This is a genomic window from Hoylesella marshii DSM 16973 = JCM 13450 (genome assembly GCF_000146675.1).
Classification (GTDB): domain Bacteria; phylum Bacteroidota; class Bacteroidia; order Bacteroidales; family Bacteroidaceae; genus Prevotella; species Prevotella marshii.
On the sequence record NZ_GL397214.1, the window covers coordinates 559,809 to 580,109 of the forward strand.

The following is a 20,301-nucleotide window of genomic DNA, read 5'->3' on the forward strand; positions in this document are numbered from 1 at the left end:
TGGGTTCATTACTTGACTGTATTCAGCATTTCACTGATGTCGGTCTGTTTGTAATAACACTTGTGTCCAATCATTGAGAAAGGGATTTTACCCGTGTCTCTGTATGATTGCAGGGTACGCTTGCTGATACCCAAACGCCTACACACGGCTTCATTGTCAAGCCATTGATCGGTCTCTGGAGGATTTCCGATGAGTTTTTCCACACGGTGGATAAAGTCTGCAAATTCGGAGCGGTGTCGCTCCCATGCTTTGCGGTCGATGATCATGAGTTTCATTGCCTTGATATTGTTTTGATTACTTTGTTGTTACTCGGCAAACGAACTGTTACGCAGTCCGTTGCCGTACTTCTCGGGTGCAAAAGTAAGTGCTCAAAAGCATCGCTGCAAGGAACGGGGAAAAGCAGGGAAATGTCAGGAAAACAAGAGAAAAAACAAAGGAAATGCGTCAGTGTTATTGCGGTAATGAGATGAGGGGCCGGCTCTTTCCTTTTTTGTTCGAGAATATAAGTGCTATATCAGTCGTCTGATTGGGAGAGTTCGCAAAACGGTGGATTACAGTTGGGAACTGCGCCTTGCGTCCAAAGAGCCTGAGTATGCCGTATTCTTGTCGTGCATATCTCTATACGGCAGTCCTGCCCTGCAAGGTTGGGAGAGATGAATACGACCGCACGGATATTGAGGATGACAGTACCGACTTGAAAAAGAAAAATCCTACGGTGGAGATTCTTCTCTCCATCCGCAGGACTTGACCTTGCAGGGCAGATCGGCTGCCGTTGTACCTTTGCACGATAAGAAACGGCATCAGGGACTTTGCGTGCGCCTTTGCTTACAACTACTTCGGACTTGCTTCCTCCGCCTGGCTGACCGTTGGTAGCCTATTGCTCTCGATGAGCAGCACTATCGTGCCTGTGAGTTCGGTGTAAAGACGGTCGTATTGTCTGTTTTCGGCAAATGTGTCCGTCAAACCGAACTTGTCGAACGTGGTTTGAACAGCCTTGTTCGACAACAATATGGGCGCGAGTTTCTCGGGGAGCGGAGCAGGGAGCTCCCTCTCAAACTCGTTCTCCAAAACTGAAACAAGGGTGTCATACTTTGAGAAGTGCAGTCCACTAAAAAGCACTTCACTTGCTATGCTTTCTGCTTCCACATGATTAAAACCTTGTGCCACGGCATCACAGTAGGCGGTCAGTGCCATATCGGTTCTTGCCTTGATAAAATCCGTATCACTCATTCTTTCGGGATGGTGTTCACTCATATAGTTTTCCAACTTCAATCGGAAGTAGGAAAGTTCCTTTTTATTCTTCTGCGTCATTGCTTTTTTGTTATAGGTTGGAATTCTTCGTTTTGTATCATTCGTTACGGCTGTTACCCCCCAATTAAGGGACTTGACTTTTTCGGTGGTCTTGACGGACACAGTCGTAAGGCTTTACGCAATTCCCTTGTACGCTCACTTCCCATCAGGGGTTGCATTTCCTTGGCAATCTTGCTCTTGGTTACCCGTGCATAAATCTCGGTCGTGGAGATAAAGCGATGTCCCAGCATCTTGCTTACCGTCTCTATCGGCAATCCGTTCTCCAAACAGATTGTCGTGGCAAAGGTGTGCCGTGCGGTGTGCGAGGTAGCTTGGGTATGCGGTGGCAGTCCTGCCTTGATGCTTATCTCCTGAATGGTTCTGTTGAAATTACTGTTGCAGGGAAACTCCCGAAAGAAAAGCCCCTCCCTTCGTCCGTGGCTCACAATTGCGAGTATTTCCTCAGCAATGGGCAGCAACGGGACAATACTTCTGTTCTGTGTCTTTGTTCGGCAGAGGGAGATATACCTGCGTCCATCACTGAGCGTATAGACATCATCCATTCTGAGTTTCTTCAAATCGGAGAACGCCAACCCCGTAAAACATCCCAAGAGGAAAATGAGCCTGCAATGGTTTTCTGTCGAGCGGTGCGGACGATAAGCCAAGAGTTTTTGCACATCGTCAGCCGTAAGTGCGTTGCGCTCGTAGGTAGGCGTTTCTATGTCAATGAGTTCAAAAGGGTCTTCCCGAACGTATCGTTCCTGCAATGCTTTGCGAATGACCTGATGCAAGTGGCGCAGGCGGTTTCCGACACTGCTTTCCTTGTTGCCCAAGTCCCGAAGCATAAAAAGGCGATAGTCCTCAAGCAAAGTCTTGTCCACCTCCGTGGGCATACAGTCCGTCCTGCCCCTTACTTGCAGGAAATGAACAAAACTCTTATGGCTGTCCTTAAAAGCCTTGACGGTCGCCTTGCTTAGTGTTCTGCCCTGCAATTCCTTCTTGGCTTCACAAACGGATTGATACAGCTCCGTAAGTGTAGGCATGGGGCGGCTTTGCTGCATATAACGCTCCTTGAGGTATTCCGCCGTGATATAGTTTTCTTCCCTTAATGTGCGTTCATAGAGTGAATGAAGGCACTCTTCGATTGAGTTCAGTTGCAGATTGATGCCACTTGAATTATCTGCTGTCGCCTTGATGCGCCCTTTTCGGGCAAGCCACTCATCGGGGGAAGTTTGCAACTGTGTGGAAAACGATGAAGACGTGCCGTTGCAGGTGATACGGCAGCGGATTACGCATAGTCCGTGTTCATTGGTCTTGCTTCTGTCCGTGTAGAATAGTATGGAAAATGTACTTTTCATTGTTCTGTGGTTTTAGTTGGTCAGTTGATAATATGCGAGTTGCGGAAGTATTTGCTCCACGTCCTGAAAGACACGCTCTGGAGAAGTCTCCGCATACACTTGCGTGGTTTTGATTTGGCTGTGTCCGAGCATTTTGGAAACGCTCTCGATGGATACGCCTTCCGACAATGTCATTTGCGATGCGAAGGTATGCCGTGCCATGTGATAGGTCAGCGTTTTCTGAATACCGCAAAGCCGTGCTATCTTTTTGAGATGTATGTTCACCGTGTCGCATCCAGGGATGGGAAGCAGATACCCCTTGGGCGGTTCGTGTCGGAAAGCCCTCGTGTGAATGCCCCGATAACGCTCAATGATGGCAGCAGCTTCGGGTAGTAGGGGGATGTGGCACACGTTGCCCGTCTTCACTCTCGGCTTGCGTATCCAAGTCATTCCCGCCTCGTGAAAGATGTGCTGCTCCGTCAAGTGATACACATCGGTATAAGCAAGTCCCGTCAGGCAGGAGAAAAGGAACATATCCCTCGACACTTTTTCATAGCCTTGCAGTTCGTCTTCTCCCAAGGCTGCGATACGTCTTACCTCCTCCCTCGTGATGTAACGTGGAGTACCCACTTCCCAACGGATGGAGTGATTGATGAAAGGATAGGTGTCAATGATACGCCGTTTATGCAGGTCTTTGAGCAAGGAAGCCAGTATGGAGAGATAACCGGCAGATGTATTGAGTTTGAATCCCTTTTCTTTGGCGAAGTAGTCTTCCAAGTCCTTGACAAGGACGGCATCGACTTTCTGTATGAGAATATCCTCCACACGGTAGCGGTACTTGACGAAGTTTGCCAGATGCTTGCGAAAGAGCAACAGACATTTTAGTCTGCGTTCGCTGCGGTCTATGCCCACACGCTCACGGAAACGGTCGATATACTCGTCCGTATGATGGAGCAGTCCCTGCGACTCGCTGTTCAGCCCAAACACAAGTTCCCGTACTCGCTCTGCCGTGATGGGAGCATCGGATTTACCCGAAAGAGACTCGTAAACCTTGTGAATACTCACCTGAAGGCGGTCAAGTTCCTTGTTTACCGATACGGCTTCGGCACTCTTGCCCAGCAGTCGGTTCTTGCGACTGTCCCACAAACGAGGAGTACACGAACATTTACAACTAAACTGTACCATAGAGCGCCCTGCGCTGATGCGTCCCATGATGGGACTTTTTCCGTTTTTGTCCTGCGTACCTCTCTTGAGATAGAAAAGCAGCTTGAATTTTTCTTTTTCCATTGTTTTTTGCTTGCAAAATTACACTTCTTCGAGGAACTTTGAGCGATGCAAAACATTGATAATGAAAGAGAAAACACCGTTTTAGTTACCATTTTCAGCTATCCTTTTCCTTTCATCGTTTGTCGAACGATTTGGTAACTGAACTCCCTCCTTTTCGCTCCATTTTCTGCCCATTTTCTATGATGCAACCCAATGAAGAAACAAGCAATACCCACTGTGTGTCAGTCAGATATGAGTTTTGTACCATTTTCTGCTTTCTACTCCCATACTTCCGCATAGAACGAGGCAAGTTCAGGCACTTTAATAAAGGTTCTGAAGCGTTCCTTCTGAATAATCTCATTGGTGATGGAAAACTCATAGTCAGTGGACTTCTTGGCAAAGACCGCAGCCCATGCGTCGAAACTGTTAATGCCCTGCTTCTCCAAGGCTTGCGGGCGCAAGTATTTGAAGAGCAAATATAATTCTGTTAGCGAATTACTGATAGTAGTTCCCGAAAGAAAAGTTGCTCCCAAGTCCTTGCCTGACCGCTCCTGTATGGTGCGAATGGCAAAGAGCATATTGAGCGCACGCTGTGAGCCATCCGGATTGCCCAAGCCCGACACTCTGTCGTGGCGAGTATTGAACATCAGGTTCTTGAATTGGTGGCTTTCATCTACAAAAAGGTGGTCAATACCCATCATCTTAAAGTCCACGGCATCGTCCTTGCGCTCGGCAATGCTGTCTTGAATGTCCTGTAACTTGGCTTCCAAGGTCTGCTTACGTTTTTCTAAGCCTTTGAGCATGGCACGGGAGATGTCCGCTCCCTGCATACGGAGCACTTCAAGATTTTCTTCTACAGAATCTTTTTCTTTCTGCAAAATCGCTTCTTGTATCTCCAATGCTTGCGGTATCATGCCGAACTGCTCATGCGTGAGGATAATGCAGTCCCAATCATTATTCTTGATGTCATTGAAGATGCGTTGGCGATTCTGCTTGCTGAAGTCATTCTTTCCCGGATAGAGTATCTTGGCATTGGGATAAGCCTTGCGAAAAGTGTCGGCAATATCGAATACATTTGCTTTGAGTCCAATAATCATCGGTTTGTTAGCCAATCCCAACCGCTTCATCTCGTAGGCTGCTGTACACATGATAAGCGTCTTACCTGCACCGACCTCGTGGTCGCAGATACCACCTCCATTGGTCTTCAGCATCCACACGGCATCTTTCTGACTCTTATAAAGGTCTTGTATGCCCAATCTTTTAAGGTCGAGGTCGGGAAACGACTGATGCGTACCGTCGAAGTTGGGACGCACAAAGCAGTTAAAAAGGCGGTTGTAACGGTCAGAGAGCTGCTCCTTGAACGTGTCGGGTGTCCGTCCGAGCCAATCTACAAAGCCTTGTCTGATTTCCTCAATCTTGGCATTTGCCATCTGTATGGCATGACCGTCACGAACCTTAATCGTCTTCTCATTACCCTCCGCATCAAGTATGGTCTTGCTTTTGTTAATGTCAGGAATGGTATTGTGAAGTGCGTGCTTCAATAAATTGAGTCCGTCATAGCGTCTAAACTCACCTTGTACAGCATATTTGTGCCAGATATTACCGTTCTTTTGGTCGCAGCCAATGGCATACTCGTCCATATTAGAATGATAACTCACCCTGATGTCCGTCTCGAAGAACTCCGAGGCGAACTTGCCATAGACTTTCGCGGGTATCCAGCGTTCACCGAGGTTGAAATCCAAATCAGCAAAGGGAATGGGCGTGGGAGTGGCGGCACGCAGGGCAGTCAGACTCTGTTTCGCTTCCTCATGCTCCGGATGATCCAAGAGCCACGACTCGATACGCTCCGCCTTTTCAATCACATTGCCAGAAATAAACTTGTCGGCTACCTCATAGCTGTCCTCTTCGGGATTGTAGAAGATGCGTCCTTCCAAAGCAGAAAGCATATCGCTCTCTTCCATATCGGGAAGCAAAGAACTCATATAGTCAAGCTCCACCGTGCCGTATTTGTTGAGTGATGCGCCCAATGCCTCCATCGGGTCTGAAGCTATGGACAGTTCGGAGGTGGAAAAAGCCGTCGGGTGGTCGAAGATGTCCGCCTTGATGTACTTGCCGTTCTCGGAGCGTTCCAAGAACAGCATTTCCACTCCGGTGGCATCCATCTTGATGACATCGGTGTTTGTCTTCTGGTTGAAGTACCCCCAACGACCTACATAGCCGTCATAAAGCCGATTGAGTTTCTCACGCTCTTCCTTGTCCTCCGCTTGGTTGTTCGCCTCATAATCATAGAGTCGGTGATAACTCTCCCTAATCTCAATATATGCTTTCAGCCGTGAGAGCTGAGCAAAGGGTAAGTCCATCGGGTTGAAGGTAGGATGTCGTTTCAAGTCAGACAGGAAACCTACCTGCCCATTCTGTACGACTATCGAGCCGTCACGCAAATGTGAGTCGGGAGAAGAAAGGAACGGACGCGGTGAAGCATCAAACTCTTTCTTAACCTCTGCTATGGGCTGTGGCTTGCGAGGTTCGGCTTCCTCCATAAAGTCAAAGAGCGAGGGCTCTCTGACGGGAGCAGATGCAGTTTTCTTGCTTCTGCGGGAACTGCTTGGCGTGCTTCTTGCCGGCTTGGGTTGCCTGCTCGCAGAAAGTGGTTGGTTATCGCTGACCTTCTTTTGTTGAGCAGCCTCTTTGATTTCATTATTTACACGGGCTACATCTTGTGTCCAAAGACTATATTCCTCTGGGGCAAACAAGAACTGTTCCATGGCTTCTGTCTCTATGGTGCTATCCATAATCGGATGATGGTCTTCATCAAAGAATACCGTCTGACCGTTCATCTCGCGTGGGGCTTCCACGTCTGTGCGAATTTCACGGCTTTCTTGTTCGTATTGTCTTTGAAGGGTAATTACGGGGACACCTTCTGGGGCTGGTTCGGTTTCAGGCTCTGTATGTAAAACTGGCGCAGCTTCTTCGACTTTCAAAACCTCCTCGACTTGTTCTACCATTGCTTGTGGTTGATTGTCTTCCTGTACAGGTTTCTGCACTTCCTGACGGCTTTCATCCTTGATTTCCTCAATGATGGGTTCTTTAGTGTATTGTCCTCTGACAATCTCTTCCAGTTCTGCTATCTCGTGCAATTTAGTGGGTTTGAAGTATAAGTCCCGTTCTATACCCAATCCGTGTATCTTGACTTCCTCCATTTCTTTGAGGGACATATACCCAAGTTCCCAACCATAGCCCATCGTAACGGCTCCGAAGCCGATGCGTTCCTTGGGGTCGTATTCCAGCATATAGGCGGTATAGGCTCCCATAGGGAAAAAGTAGCGAGCGTATGCTGTGCGGTCGCCGATGAGTTGCTTTTCTGTTGCATAGAGTTTGGGAAGTTGCTTCTTAGTGCTGTCGGGCATCAAATTGTAAGCATTTTCTTCTTCTTTTTCATCTTCCTTATCCTCTTTCTTTTCCTCCTTATCCTTGGATTCTTGTAACAGAGGTGGTTGTTCTGTTTTTAGACCTCCTTGCACTTTCTGCACCATCTTGTCCACGTGTACCTGCCATTCCTCCTCGGTCATGGGTATGCCGGTTTCGTAGAGCTTGCGGTCGAAACGCTGCTCCACTTCCAAGGATAGTTGTGTACACAGACTGTCAGCCATATCCTCGATACTGCCGTCAAACGTATATTCCCAAGCGGGCTTACCATAAGGGTCTGTACCCATCGTGCGCTCTGTGGCAATCGTGCGGTGGGAAATGTCCTTCCATTCGCCCTCAAAGAGGGAGTTATGGTTAAACGCAATAGAAAAGCCGTCGCCTTTGGGAACAGAGGCGGTTTGTACAAACTGCTGTTCGATGCCCTCACCAATTTCCTTGCCCGATTGTTTTTGCAGGACAATCAGGTCGCTGCCCACATCCGTACCTGCATTCTCGGAGAACATACCCGAAGGTAGGCGGATGGCGGAGATAAGACGGCTATTCTGCAAGAGGTAACGGCGGATGGCTTCATTCTTGGGGCTGTCCAATACACCCTGCGAGGTAATAAATGCAAGAAGTCCGCCCTCCTTGATAGTGTCCAGCCCTTTTACAAAGAAATAATTGTGAATGGTTCTGGTGGATTCCCGTTTAAGGATATTCTCTCCCTTGCTATAACTACGGTCATAAACCATAAAGTCGCCAAAGGGGATGTTGCTGGTAATCAGGTCGTACTTGTCCTTTTCTTCCAGTTCTCCGATGGCTTCAAAGGGTTCTTGCCGAACAAAGATATTATCCTTGCCGTAAGGATGAAGGGCTTGTGTGATGCGCGCCGTCAGTAGGTCTTTCTCCATCGCATCGACCATACCGGCACTTTTGGCAAAGGTTTCGGTAAAGGCTCCCATACCTGCTGAAGGGTCTAAGCACCTTCTTACTTGCACGTCGGCAGCACTAAGGGCTTCGGCAATGGCGGAGACGATACGGGTGTCGGTATAGAAGGAGGTCAGTACGCTTGCCTTGATACTCTCCCAATAGCGTTTGGCGGTGCTGGCATCGACGGCATCACGGTAAATCATCTGTTTGAGCCTTTGGGTAGGCGCGAACAGGTTTTGCTCCGATGCGCTCCAATAGCGGAGGTCATCGGGATTATCACAACGGTTCAACACGCATTTCAGACCACCGAAACCTTGATAACCTCTGAGCAGGACTTTCTCGGCTTCGGTGGCTTCACGTCGTTCTTTTTCTAATCGGAGGATTACACGGATGGCTTCCGTATTGCCCTCCAAGACTGCTTTCTTATTGTATGCCATAATTTTTCTGTTTAAGATGGAGAGGAAAAATTAGTCGGAAGATAATTTTTCCTATCTCCCAACTAATTTGTTTTATCTCTGAGTCTGTGGTAACTATCTCCCTCGTGCTTTTCCTTTCTTTCCTTCAAACTCAAAGGCGGTGGTGTGGTCTTCGCCCAAAACAAGACGTGCGTTGAACTTCTTGCCTGCCTTGCTCGTCAAGCCTTTGAGGATAGGCGTTCGCCCGGTAGTTATCAAATCACGGATATTGTCCTCGGAAAGGAACGTGCCGCAGATTTCACGGAAGATGTGAAAGTCGCAGCCCTCGTGCCTGCATTTCGCAATTTTGGCATAGATGCCCACACTCTCATTGCTGCATTTGGGGCAGTGGTAGGTGGGATAGGACTTTTGTACCTGTGGAGCAAGGGCAAGGAGTTCCTCGCAAATCGTCTCCACATAGGAGTTGATGCCTTGTGCGAACTTCTCGGGTGGCATTTGTCCAGCCTCGATGGCGGCAAGGGTCAGTTCCCACGAGCCTGTCATCTCTGCATTGGCAATTCGTTTATCCTTGACAATCTCATAGACTGCCAAGCCTTTCTCTGTCGGGACTACCGTTTTCTTTTCTCTTCGGATATAGTCTCGCAGAATCAATGTCTCGATGATATTGGCACGAGTGGCTGGTGTACCGATGCCGCACTCTGCCATTGCTCTTTTACTTTCTGCATCTGCGACCTCTTTCCCTGCGTTTTCCATAGCAGAAAGCAAAGTCGCTTCTGTATAGAGCGGTTTGGGCTTGGTCTTGTGCTCGGTAATTTCTGAAGAAAGCAGTGGTAACACCTCGTTTTCTATTAGATTGGGCAATACGGATAAAGTCTGTTCTTCTTCCTCTTTGCCTTTTTCATCGTTCGTGCCAGTACTATGCTGCACGGCTTTCCAGCCCAAGGAGATACTTCGGCACGCCTTCCAAATGTAGGTGTTTGTACCGTCTGTCAGTTCCGCCTGCATCCTCTCCTCCTCTGAATCGGGAGAAAAGGCTTCGATGAAACGATGGACTACCATTTGGTAGATGGTCGTTTCATCTGTCGATAGTCCCGATGTTGTTTCACCCGTAGGGATAATGGCGTGGTGATCAGTTACCTTGCCGTTGTCCACCGAGTGGCGGTTAAGTGGTGTCGGAAGTGCAGTGCCTATCTTGCCAAGTAAAGTGGGTACTTCCTCGAAAACGTCTTCACTGATGTATCGACTGCCGGTGCGGGGATAGGTCGTGATTTTCTTCTCATAGAGGCTTTGTGCGATTGAGAGGGTCTTATCTGCTGAAAAGCCGTGCTTTCGGTTGGCTTCCTTCTGTAGGGAGGTAAGGTCGAACAAGAGGGGTGGCGACGTATGTCCCACCTTTTTTGCGACCGAAGTCACGGTAAGCCGGCTCTGTTCGCGAAGCATGGCGAGAGCGGACTGTGCATCGGCTTCATTGTCAAATGCACTACTGCTCACAGCTTTCAGCGATACGCCCTCTTTCTCTGCTGCTACGGAGAGTTTCCAATAGGGGACGGAAGAAAAATCACGATTTTCTATGTACCGACGGCAGACCATAGCAAGAGCTGGGGTTTGTACCCGTCCCAAGGAATAGCCGCCTTTGCGGACGATGGACAATGCACGGCTGGCATTGATACCCACCAACCAGTCGGCTTCGCTTCTTGCTTTGGCGGAATAATAGAGATTGTCGTAACTGCTTCCTGGTTTGAGGTTGGAAAGTCCCTCACGGATGGCTTTATCGGTGAGGGAGGAAATCCACAAGCGGTCGAAAGGCTTATGGCAATTGAGATAGGAATAGATGTATCTGAAGATGAGTTCACCTTCACGTCCTGCATCGGTAGCAACGATGATGCGGTCTGCTTTGTCAAAGCTGGAGCGTATCACCTTGAGCTGTTTTAGTGCTGCTGGGTCTGATACATACTCCTTATCCTTACGTACTTGTCGTACCACTAACTGAAATGGATTGGGACGAATGGGCAGGTCTTCAGCTTTATAGGCAGAAAAACCGTAGGCTTCGGGCATGGCAAGGGCAATGAGGTGTCCCATTGCCCAAGTAACCATATAGCCGTTACCTTCTAAATATCCGTCTTGTCTGGTATTAGCCCCTACGATACGGGCTATATCTCTGGCTACCGAGGGTTTCTCGGCAATAATACAAGTAATCATAGTTGATAATAGAATTAAAGGTTACATCTTACGTCCACGGGACTTCTTCTGTTTGTTCTCGTCCTGCTTTTGCTTCTGCTCAGCAGTAGGCTGTGTCTGTCCCGTTTTGAGTGGTTCTTTCACATTTTTGGTGGCTTCGTTGGTCTTGCCGTGGTTATTGACCGCAACCTGTGTCTTGTGTTCCTCTGCTACGGCAACCACCTTTTCTTTGCCGGTTTCTTGCTTTTTGTCAGGATTCCACTTGTAAAAACGTGGGCGATTCTGTTCCTTGTCCATGCGAACATAGGCATTGAATGATTGTCCCTGTTTGTCCACCATATTCTTTAGATATAGTGTACGACCGCTATCCAATGCTTCACGCTGTTTATCTGATAACTCTAAACCGCAAAGCTTATGTGGGACACCTTGCTGCTGTGTCTGCTGCTGGCGTTCCTTAAAACCACGGTTATTGTCAAAGATGAACTCAATGCCTTTTCGCTCGGCATTAACCTGCAGGGTGGCGTTGAAAGACTTGCCGCTCTTGGCGGTCATACCCTCCACTTTCACGGCTTTGCCTTCCACAAGATCTTTGTACTGGACATCAGAGAGCGTTACACCCTTGATCTCCTTGGGAATGTTCACACGGTCGGCACGTAAGGCAACAATTTCGTTGGTCTGTGGATCGATGGAGACATAGGCAGAAAAAGGATTGCCGTTCTTGGGCGTTACTTCGATTGTCTTGCCAAGGTTGCCCGTAGCAAGGAGTTGCTCCTTTTCTTCGGGAGAGAACTTGTAACCCATATAGGGGAAGTCGAGCTGTGGCTCCTTGCGTAACGGGTGGATAGCCAAGCCGACATTGCCATTATCATCCGTGCGGAATGCAAGACGTGCTTCGGTGTAGATGGTCGTGTCACCAATAGGTACGGCAATAGTAATAAGGTTACTCTTCTGCCAAGAAAGCATCTTTTCTAACTCTCCACTTTGTTCCAGTCGTTCACGGGTAAGACCGAGGTCACCAAGTTGCTTCCAATCAATCTTCGACTCATCAATGGCTGTGGCGTTCTTCTTTTTCGGCAGATAATCGTCAAAGGATACTCCAATCTCTGTCAGTTGCTGTTTGCTTTCTGGCTTTTCACGACTTTGCAACATGGTGCGAAGATTGTCCACACCTTGTTCTACATTGTTTGCCAAAACCTTGTACAGTCCGAAACGAGTCGGGTTATTGAACTGTTTGAGGAAATTGGACATGAAGTTCTTTAGAAGTCCGTCCTTGTTGTTGAATTTCAAGAACGCAGCCTGATTGGCAGCGGCAGCCTCTGTGGTCTTGAGGTTGCCCTTGTCGTCGATACCCGATACTACGGAGATTTTTCCCGCTTCTTGCTCATTCTTCACTTCCGTGCGGTCTTCCAAGACCAGCACATAGTTGTCATTGTTGTTTGGTTCCATAAATATTACATTTTGATGAATATATAATGTTATATATTGGCAAAATTAAACGGATAAAACCAAACGTTCACACTGTGAGGAAATAGTGGGAAAAAGTGGGAAACAAAATGAGAGGAAGATTTGATGTACCAACAAAAAAAACTTCCCCTACAAGAGAAAGTCTATGGATGAGAAAGCACATCAACGATAAGTTTTTTGGTTTGCAGCTCGAATGTCAGCTACCAATAACCGTGACCGACGTCGGTCAGCGTCGTGAGTGACGACATCTGGAAGAATATTGGATGAAACACACAGGGGGGGGAGTTTTTTCTGAAAAGAAAAACTCCTCCCCCCTTGATGCCTCACGGCTGTCTGTGATTGCTGTCCTGTTTATAAAAGTTATCCTGATGATAGGTAGTATTTTATAAAGTTTATCGACGTCGGTCACGATCGTTACGATAGCAGGTGTCGCATGGCTCTTTCCTCTTGACGGATGCGAACTATTAGCAGGTAGCCGTAGAGGGGCAGACCTACGCATAACGTTGTCCAAGCATGGCAGAGTAGCGCCACACCTATCAGTTCTGGTATGATGTTGAGGAAATAGTTTGGGTGTCGCACCGTACGAAACAAGAAACTACGATTGATGCGATGGTTGGGTACGATGTAGAGTTTCACTGTCCAAACGTCACTCAGCTTGTAGATGACGTAAAACAGCATGATGTAGGCGAATGCCATGACTGCCACGCCGATGACAGAGGTCCTGTCAAACTCCATATTGCTGGTATATCCCTCATAGAGGGCACCAAAGTAGTAGGCTATATGGGCAAGCGTCAGCAGTAGGGAGTTGCGTTTTCCGTACTGTGTAGCTCCACATTTGATGAGACGTTTCTCGTTCCTTATTGAGAAAGCGAGGGAGAACAAGCGTAATACAAAGAAACTTGCGAAGATGATAATTGCATATAGCATGACTGTAATATGTTTTATGATGTTTAATAATCCGCTATGAAGCCGTGCCGACACGCGGGGGGGGGATTACGCACGGCTCGGCTGGTGTGTTGACTTGCCCCAACTTGTTACCACTGCTTGAGCGGCGGTGTGGCAGTATCGTTGAATTTGATGGCGATGTTGGTGAGTCCGTTGTCCCACCAGCCTGCAAAGTTGAAAAGCAGTATACCCGTTGTACGCAACTGATGGTCTCCCTTAAGAATATTTATCACATGCGGATCAACGTATCCTGTGACGGCATTGGGTGTGCCTATGCCGTTTGGACCCGTGTACGAGCAGAAGGTGATGAACCAGTCGGGTGCCGCACCACCGTACGCCTCACTGGCTTTTAGCAGGTTCTGGCGCACGAGATTCACCTTGTCGCCAGCAGCGCATCTGTAAGTGTCCTCCACATTCAGCGTGGTACGACTGTGATTGGTGGAGTAGATATTGGTAGAGAATTGTTTGTTATCATACCAGCGGTCTATCCACCCCGAGTTGGTGGAGTACCAGCCCTCACGGCTCAAGATGAGCATCTTGCCTCGTAGTTCTCCCATTGTAAGTGTCGGACTGAACGATCCTGCAATGTATGGTGTAACGTAGGGATCAGCCCTTAACACGTTACCCACTGCCGTACGGTACTTGTTACCTCCATCTTTGTCGTAGTCGTGGTCACGCTTGATGGTCATGATAACCGTTTCCGATGGGTGCTCCCGCAGAAAATCGGCGGTGGCACGCAATACATCCTTGTGGAACGTGCGGTCGAATACATTACTGGCGTGGCATAGCTTTAGCACACCATCTGCAAGCACCAAGCGTATGTCGAAGAAGCGTATGCCGCTCTCGAGCTGCCCCTTGATGTCCTTGTCTTGCGTCTTCACCCACCAGTTGCCTGACCATGCTCCTGTATCGTGTGTTCCGGGTATGGACATCTTGCACACCAGTCGGTCGTCCTCCATATCCTGCATCCAGTTGGCATAGGTAGTGGAGATTAGTTGCCGCAGTTTCAGTGAGAGCGTGTAGGTTCGACCTGCCACGGGGCCTTGCGCATTGCTTTTTCCTTCCAGTGGAGTGTGGTACAGCCACCATGGCGATCGATGTATCTTGGCTTCTTCTGCAGGTACGACGAAGTAATTGCCCGAATACCCTACGGATTTACCTATGGGCATACTCCAGAAGCCATACCAGGCTGATGTCTCGCCCGGTTTTAATGTGAGTGGTTGTGCGAGTGGACATTCGAAATCCTCTCCGCTTTTCTGCAAAACTGGAGAAACGACAGGCGCATCCCCTCGTTCATCAGTCTGCCACATTGCCTCCCACACGAATGGTGCTGCCTGCATGGAATCGTCAGTGGGGCGCATGCGCAGTGATGCCACGCTCATGTCATGTTTAGTATCATTTGTCAATCTCATGCGTATGAACGCTCCTTGCGGTTTGAAACTCACATGTGGCGAACGCAGGTGTAAACCGTCGCTCGTTTTCAAGGGCAACCAAGCTGACAGGTAAGGCATGTTCCATAGTTGCTCCTCATTTTGGCTTATGGGGCGTGCCAAACGCTCTACGCCCATTTTTATTTTGTGCGTCTTCTCATCGTAGGTTCCATGACCAAGTAGAAAACACGCCTGCCAATTACCAATTTTTTCATCGTGAGGAGCCTCCACGTCAGCATTGAGAGTGTCGCACCACAAGACACCATCATGCGTTTTCCATTTCACCTGTACTAATTTTATTGGTATCTTGGGGTTTTCGTTTCTGATAACACAAAGTCCCTCAGTTGTTTCGCCTTCTTTTAGCCGCATCTTCGGTGGGACCATATCTCCCTCAAAACCATAGGTGAAGGATCTTGTTGCTACCATCTTGGTGTTATCTACACCACCATTAGGGACTTCTATTGTAAGCCGTATCGTGGTTGATTGATGAGACGAACTTTCGCTATTCACTGTAGTGTCACCGTCGCATCCGTATAGAAGCATGGTGGATAACAGCGCATATATCACCGTCAAATTATAGATTGTTCTTTTACCCCATTGAAGGGCGATTTGTCCTGAAATCATAGTAAATCCTATGTATTTTTATTTTTTAAGGTGCAAAGATAGTGAATAATAGGCAACTTCCAAAACCTAACTATTGGCATTTATCGTACGCTTTGGAAAGAAATGGAATGATGTAACTTTGAGTTGCAGCGGTCTTCTTTTCAAAAGTCTATGTACACGCAAAATGCATCTCGTAGTCATCTATGGACTTCGAGATGCACAGCCTCGCAAAATTACATACCCAATCCGGGTTGTTAAATATTGTAAATAACGGGGGTAAGGAAGCTAAAAATATAAGTAGGGAAGCATAGAAGCCTACCACACACAGTGTTATGGATAAATTCACCAATAGGAACCAACATGTATTTGTTATTTTTAGCCATTCCTTAACATAAAATTATATACTATAGTGAGGGACACGCATTGTCCCTCACCTTAGATACTATTTGCGACGTATGAGTCGTTGCTCGTCCTTGTCTTTCTGCAACTGGCGTGGGGCGCGCTTGCCGAACTCGTCCACGTCTCTGTTTACCATGAGGCGAACGCCGTAGTGCAGGGTGGCATTATCGTTATGTCCACGGTCGAAGCCGTCTTTGGATAGCACACGGTAGCAGAATGTCTTGTTGCTGTGCTCGTTGTCCTTGTCGTAGGTGTCGTATTTCCAGCGTGTTCTTGACCAGTATGCCATGCGCCATGTAGCTCCGCCTTTTGGGAAGGGGTAGCCTACGCAGGGCAAAACACGATAACAGTCGGTACGATAGAGCGGGTTGCTGTCCGAACATTCTCCCCACCACTTGTCGTCCATGATGTCGCGCACGGTTACGTTGGCGTTGCCTATCCAACGGCTCTGTACCACGAGGCGCATGCCCTGTCCGTCGTTGGTGGCATCGGGACCGCCAGCGTCCATGAACCTCCAGCGATAGGCACAGCGATAGCGGTTGCCGTAGGGACGGCGGTCTTTGTGCGACTGTGCCTCCTTATTGTTGCCGTAGAAACGAATGGCGTAGAGTTCGAGCCGGCTCTTATCTTGCATAAAGTAGGAGTAGAAGATAGGTTTATTGTTCCAAAACCGCTCTTCTTGAATATCTGCCTTGTTGCTGTTGTGTGTTTCGCCAGCTGTGATGATGGGGCGCATGTCGTCTTCCTCTGGGTCGAACATTTCGAAGTAAGGGTTGGGAGCAGACTTGATGTTATTCCAGCCTGTAAGACCTATAGGCAAAGTACCATTATAGATGCTTGTAAGGATATTAGGCAAGGCGATTCCCCATTCTTCGCCAGTGGGAAGATGGTAATCTTGTGGCTTCATGGTGCCATTGTTAAGCGCAAAGCGCATTTTCATATCGGCACTTTTGAGCGACCAGTTGTTCACCCATCCGTAATCAGCCTCGTTGGGGTGTGGTGCGTTGGTGTCGTGGAAGCCCATCTCATCGGTCTTGCTGTTTGTTACCGCCAAGCGTTCCAAAGGGTTTGCCCACGGATAGGCAGGCTTACCGTCTCTCATCTCACTAAAACGTGGACGACACACACCTACTTCCGTGGAGAAGCCACAGCCTTTAACTTTTTTGCTTTTGAAATCGAGAACTTTGAACTCGCCCGACCATTCCTGAGGTTTTGACTGCCCAACCAACCATTCATCAGCGTACGGATAACGTGGGTTGCCTTTCTGTTTCCTACCCAGCATAAATCCTCCACGCTCGGCGGTAAGCATGGTTTGCCCGATGTAGTTGAGCTTAGGTATGGGCATACCCCACACGTAGAACTCGTCGTACTCGGCTTTCTCCTTTCCCTTGCGCATGGCAGAGGCATCGAAGGTGTAGCGATACTCGTAGAGTGGCGAACCGTAGTCTGCGCTCTCGTCGAGTGGGTTCACGTTGCCAGGATTGTTGAAATGTATCTGCCTGTCATTTTCGTACATCCAGTAGAAGTTGCTTTCAATGCTGTTCGTCCAAGGGCGCAACTCGCAATCGAGACCGAAAGAATGATCCATAGCAAGATCGGCATTGGAGCGGAACAGGCTGGGAGGCATCATCAGGAAACCGCCTCGGGCAGTGATTTGCGAGCTGGCAAAGGCATATTTATGTCCCTCTGGTTTTACCAAGTCGGTATTGCGCTTCACCTTGAAGCGTATCATTGTTCCCAATAACCTAAACTTCCATTTGTCAAAATTGATTTTTCCATCTTTCATCTGTAATTTCATCCAGCCTGTGGCATAAGGTACGGTAACTCGAATGTTTCCATTAGCATCAAGTTGGTTGTGGTATGGAGAGTGATTAGGGTCGAAGTCTACATAGAAATGATATAGCTTTTCTGCACGTCTCCTTGTCTTGTCGTCAAGACTCATATTTTTGCGTTCTCTGTCAAAGTCTGGGTTATATTCGCCTCCGATGATGCCACACACATACCATTCCTCATTTTGCTTTGGTGTAAATGCCTTGTCGTTGAGCCAATGAAACTCAACCATGTCGTTAGTTTTTACGTCAATAGAGCCATCGCTATTGTAGCTTACTTTGTCAAATTTTACCTCTCCAGCTCCAAGCACCACCTTGTTGCCGTCCATCGCCTCTTTGCCGTCAATCATCGTCTTGGCGTTTTTGTCTACACGTACGATAAAGATTCGTGCTTTGAGTTCGGTGCCTTCTATCACTGGAAGATACTTTGAATTTACAGAAACGGCACGTGTGGTTGTAGTATTTCCATCCAATGAGGAGGATACATCAGCCAGCTCTACACAGGCATTACCCGAAATGCCAATTCTTGAAGTTTCACCAATGTTTTTCTCTGTAGTCTGCTTAACATCTGTGCTATTAAGCATTGTTTCATCAGCGCATGAAACAAGAAATGAGAGCACTATCACGCAGGATAAGAGCCATTTCATCTTACTCGTTTTTGGTGTAAAGAATGTATTCATTGCTATTGATAATATATTGTAGGTTAGTCTTCTATTAAATTATCCCCGTCGCCAGCGTCACCTGCACCAATATTTATATTTTGGCCGCTTGCAGCCAGCAGCGTACACTCTGCCTGCATGGGTATCATCGTGATTTCTGGACGAACGTACTGTTTTTTCTCTCTCGTTGTTTCTTGAGTGTCAATTATCTCTGTCATAATTCTTAAAATTTATGTTATTAATACTAATTGGTTAAAATCTCGTGTATTGTTGCCTGCCCAAGTTTGTTTGTGAGTGACGTCGGTCAGTGTTGTGAGTGACCTTTTATTGCACTTCGTTTTGGAACTTGCAGACCTTTTCGCTCTTTTCCTCCATAAGCGTGTTCGTTTTTCGGTTACATAGTCTTTTATTGTCTTAATCTCTATCAGTGCTACACGACTATAGGTTGTTTTCATAGTTTTTTGTTGTAGCGTTTCCTGCTTTTGCTATTTCGTACATACGAGTACTGTGCGCAAGTCACACGACACTCATGGGTATGGCGATACTCCTCTCATACCTTTTCTTGCGATGAAAAAAGGCGGAGAGAGAGTAGTGCGCGGCGAACCAATAAAAAGTGTTAAAAATTCGGGGGGGGGTAATAAAAGATGTTAATAAACATGCAGAGTGCAACATTCTTTCGCACTCTTTGCTAAAGGCGGAAGAAGAAGTTGGCAGGCAGCCGAAATTGCGAGTCGCATATTTATACATACATCATCAAAAATAGTTATTACCTTTATTTTTGTTGCTCCTGAATATATCCAATATGGGAGCGCTATTGTTCTTAACTGTATTTATAACCATAGAACAACCAAAACTAATCAGAAATATCCGAGTGTAAATCTTTAATTACCAGCATATTCTAAAATTTAACACTTTTCGGTTGCCATTTGTCGCTTCCCAAATTTCCACATATTTTTGAGACGTATTTCTGACGTGGAGAATTTGCGGGGCTTGTTTTTTGTCACACCGTGCAGACAGTTGACAAGGGTTTACAACCGTTTACGACAAGCGACAATAACCGCCCCGATATGCGGAAACAGTCACACTGTGTAGAAAAGCGACAATGGTTGACTTCCGTTCACATCCGTTTACCATTTCAGAGATATAGGATTGAAGAAATGAACCATTAAACGATAAAACGGTATGAAAGCAACCAGAAAATGCAGTTTTTGCGGCAAGTCCTTTGTAACCCGAAGCGGTATGCAAAGATATTGCAGTGAGGCTTGTCAGGCAGAAGCCAAACGAGCCAGAGTGATGCAGAAGAACAACCTCTTCAAAGTCGCCCAACCCTTGATGGAGATACAGCATCAGGAGTATCTCACCTTTTCCAAAGCAGCCATCCTCATGGGCTGTTCCCGACAGTACATTTACAAACTTGTAGCCATCGGCAAGCTGAAAGCCTCACGCATCAGCAACCGCATGGCATTCATCCGCAGAGCCGACATCGAGCAGATGTTGGAGGGCAATCCCTATCACCGCATCCTGCCCGGCAACACCTCCACACCAAGGAAATCATCTTCATCTTCCTTACCTGCCAAAAGAGAAAAAAGGGAAAAGGAAAGCGAAGAAGTGTTGGACTTCTATTCGGGCGAGGAGGTGATGTCCCTTTTTAAGGTAAAGCAGTCATGGCTTTACACTTCCGCCAAGCGTAACCATATCCCCATCTGCCGTATCGCAGGAAAGAACTATTACAGCAAGAAGCATATTGACGAGTTTTTCGGTGTGGCAGTTGATATTAGCGAAATTACCGACTGGCTACTGACCGAGGAGGTGGAGGAACTGTTCGGCATGAAGCCGACCGCACTCCGTGCCTACACCTATCGCCATAAGATACCCACTAAAAGAGAGTACGGGCGTACCTATTACTCCAAATCACATTTGAACGAACTCCGCAGAACTGACCTTGTGAACGATGAACGCTACTATACCGTTGAGCAGGTGCAGCAAATCTATGGTCTTTCGTCAGCCAACATCTGCCATATCGTCAAGGTGAAGCACATCGAAAAGATAAAGGTGGGTGTGAAAAACCTGCTTTTGCGCTCAGATGTGGAGCGTGTCATGGCTGAAAGGAACAAATAACCGTGAAAAATCGGGATTATCGAAAATTATTT

The 20,301-nt window shown here is 47.5% G+C and carries 13 protein-coding genes; 2 read left to right on the top strand and 11 right to left on the bottom strand.

Features of this window, described 5'->3' with window-relative positions; all coding sequences use genetic code 11:
- Window positions 1-8 precede the first annotated feature (8 nt).
- The gene (locus tag HMPREF0658_RS02400; RefSeq protein WP_006948337.1) at window positions 9-275 is read right to left on the bottom strand and encodes a helix-turn-helix domain-containing protein; all 267 of its coding nucleotides are present in this window, start codon (window positions 273-275) and stop codon (window positions 9-11) included.
- A 317-nt stretch (window positions 276-592) separates the two neighbouring features.
- Here HMPREF0658_RS02400 and HMPREF0658_RS11600 point away from each other — a divergent pair, with 317 nt between their 5' ends.
- Window positions 593-748, top strand: coding sequence for a hypothetical protein (locus HMPREF0658_RS11600; RefSeq protein WP_006948338.1), 156 nt, complete (start codon window positions 593-595; stop codon window positions 746-748).
- 83 nt (window positions 749-831) lie between these two features.
- Here HMPREF0658_RS11600 and HMPREF0658_RS02405 read toward each other — a convergent pair whose 3' ends face one another.
- The 10 genes from HMPREF0658_RS02405 to HMPREF0658_RS11605 all read right to left on the bottom strand — a co-directional run bounded on the left by HMPREF0658_RS02405 (window position 832) and on the right by HMPREF0658_RS11605 (window position 18,369).
- Window positions 832-1,311, bottom strand: coding sequence for a DUF1896 domain-containing protein (locus tag HMPREF0658_RS02405; RefSeq protein WP_006948339.1), 480 nt, complete (start codon window positions 1,309-1,311; stop codon window positions 832-834).
- A 53-nt stretch (window positions 1,312-1,364) separates the two neighbouring features.
- Window positions 1,365-2,648 carry a site-specific integrase gene (locus HMPREF0658_RS02410; protein ID WP_024990780.1) on the bottom strand — a complete coding sequence of 428 codons (1,284 nt, stop codon included), beginning with the start codon at window positions 2,646-2,648 and terminating at the stop codon, window positions 1,365-1,367.
- A gap of 12 nt (window positions 2,649-2,660) precedes the next feature.
- Window positions 2,661-3,914, bottom strand: coding sequence for a site-specific integrase (locus HMPREF0658_RS02415; protein ID WP_006948341.1), 1,254 nt, complete (start codon window positions 3,912-3,914; stop codon window positions 2,661-2,663).
- A gap of 257 nt (window positions 3,915-4,171) precedes the next feature.
- On the bottom strand, window positions 4,172-8,665 hold the full coding sequence (locus HMPREF0658_RS02420; protein WP_006948343.1) for a DUF2958 domain-containing protein: 4,494 nt from the start codon (window positions 8,663-8,665) through the stop codon (window positions 4,172-4,174).
- Between the two features lie 93 nt (window positions 8,666-8,758).
- A complete protein-coding gene (locus tag HMPREF0658_RS02425; RefSeq protein WP_004338303.1) occupies window positions 8,759-10,843 on the bottom strand; it encodes a type IA DNA topoisomerase in 2,085 nt (694 codons plus the stop codon).
- Between the two features lie 21 nt (window positions 10,844-10,864).
- A complete protein-coding gene (locus tag HMPREF0658_RS02430; protein WP_004338306.1) occupies window positions 10,865-12,268 on the bottom strand; it encodes a DUF3945 domain-containing protein in 1,404 nt (467 codons plus the stop codon).
- A gap of 432 nt (window positions 12,269-12,700) precedes the next feature.
- Window positions 12,701-13,213, bottom strand: a complete 513-nt coding sequence (locus HMPREF0658_RS02435) for an isoprenylcysteine carboxyl methyltransferase family protein (protein ID WP_004338308.1) — start codon at window positions 13,211-13,213, stop codon at window positions 12,701-12,703.
- Window positions 13,214-13,320: 107 nt separating this feature from the next.
- Window positions 13,321-15,285 (bottom strand): phosphatidylinositol-specific phospholipase C, encoded by a 1,965-nt coding sequence (locus HMPREF0658_RS02440; protein ID WP_004338310.1) that lies wholly within the window; start codon window positions 15,283-15,285, stop codon window positions 13,321-13,323.
- A gap of 421 nt (window positions 15,286-15,706) precedes the next feature.
- Window positions 15,707-18,139, bottom strand: a complete 2,433-nt coding sequence (locus HMPREF0658_RS02445) for a hypothetical protein (RefSeq protein WP_004339689.1) — start codon at window positions 18,137-18,139, stop codon at window positions 15,707-15,709.
- Between the two features lie 56 nt (window positions 18,140-18,195).
- Window positions 18,196-18,369: a hypothetical protein gene (locus HMPREF0658_RS11605; RefSeq protein WP_004339688.1), complete on the bottom strand. Its 174-nt coding sequence runs from the start codon at window positions 18,367-18,369 to the stop codon at window positions 18,196-18,198.
- A gap of 964 nt (window positions 18,370-19,333) precedes the next feature.
- Between HMPREF0658_RS11605 and tnpA the strand changes: the two genes are divergently transcribed.
- Complete coding sequence (gene tnpA / locus HMPREF0658_RS02450) at window positions 19,334-20,269, top strand: transposon Tn4555 protein TnpA (RefSeq protein WP_004292844.1); 936 nt, start codon at window positions 19,334-19,336, stop codon at window positions 20,267-20,269.
- Window positions 20,270-20,301 lie beyond the last annotated feature (32 nt).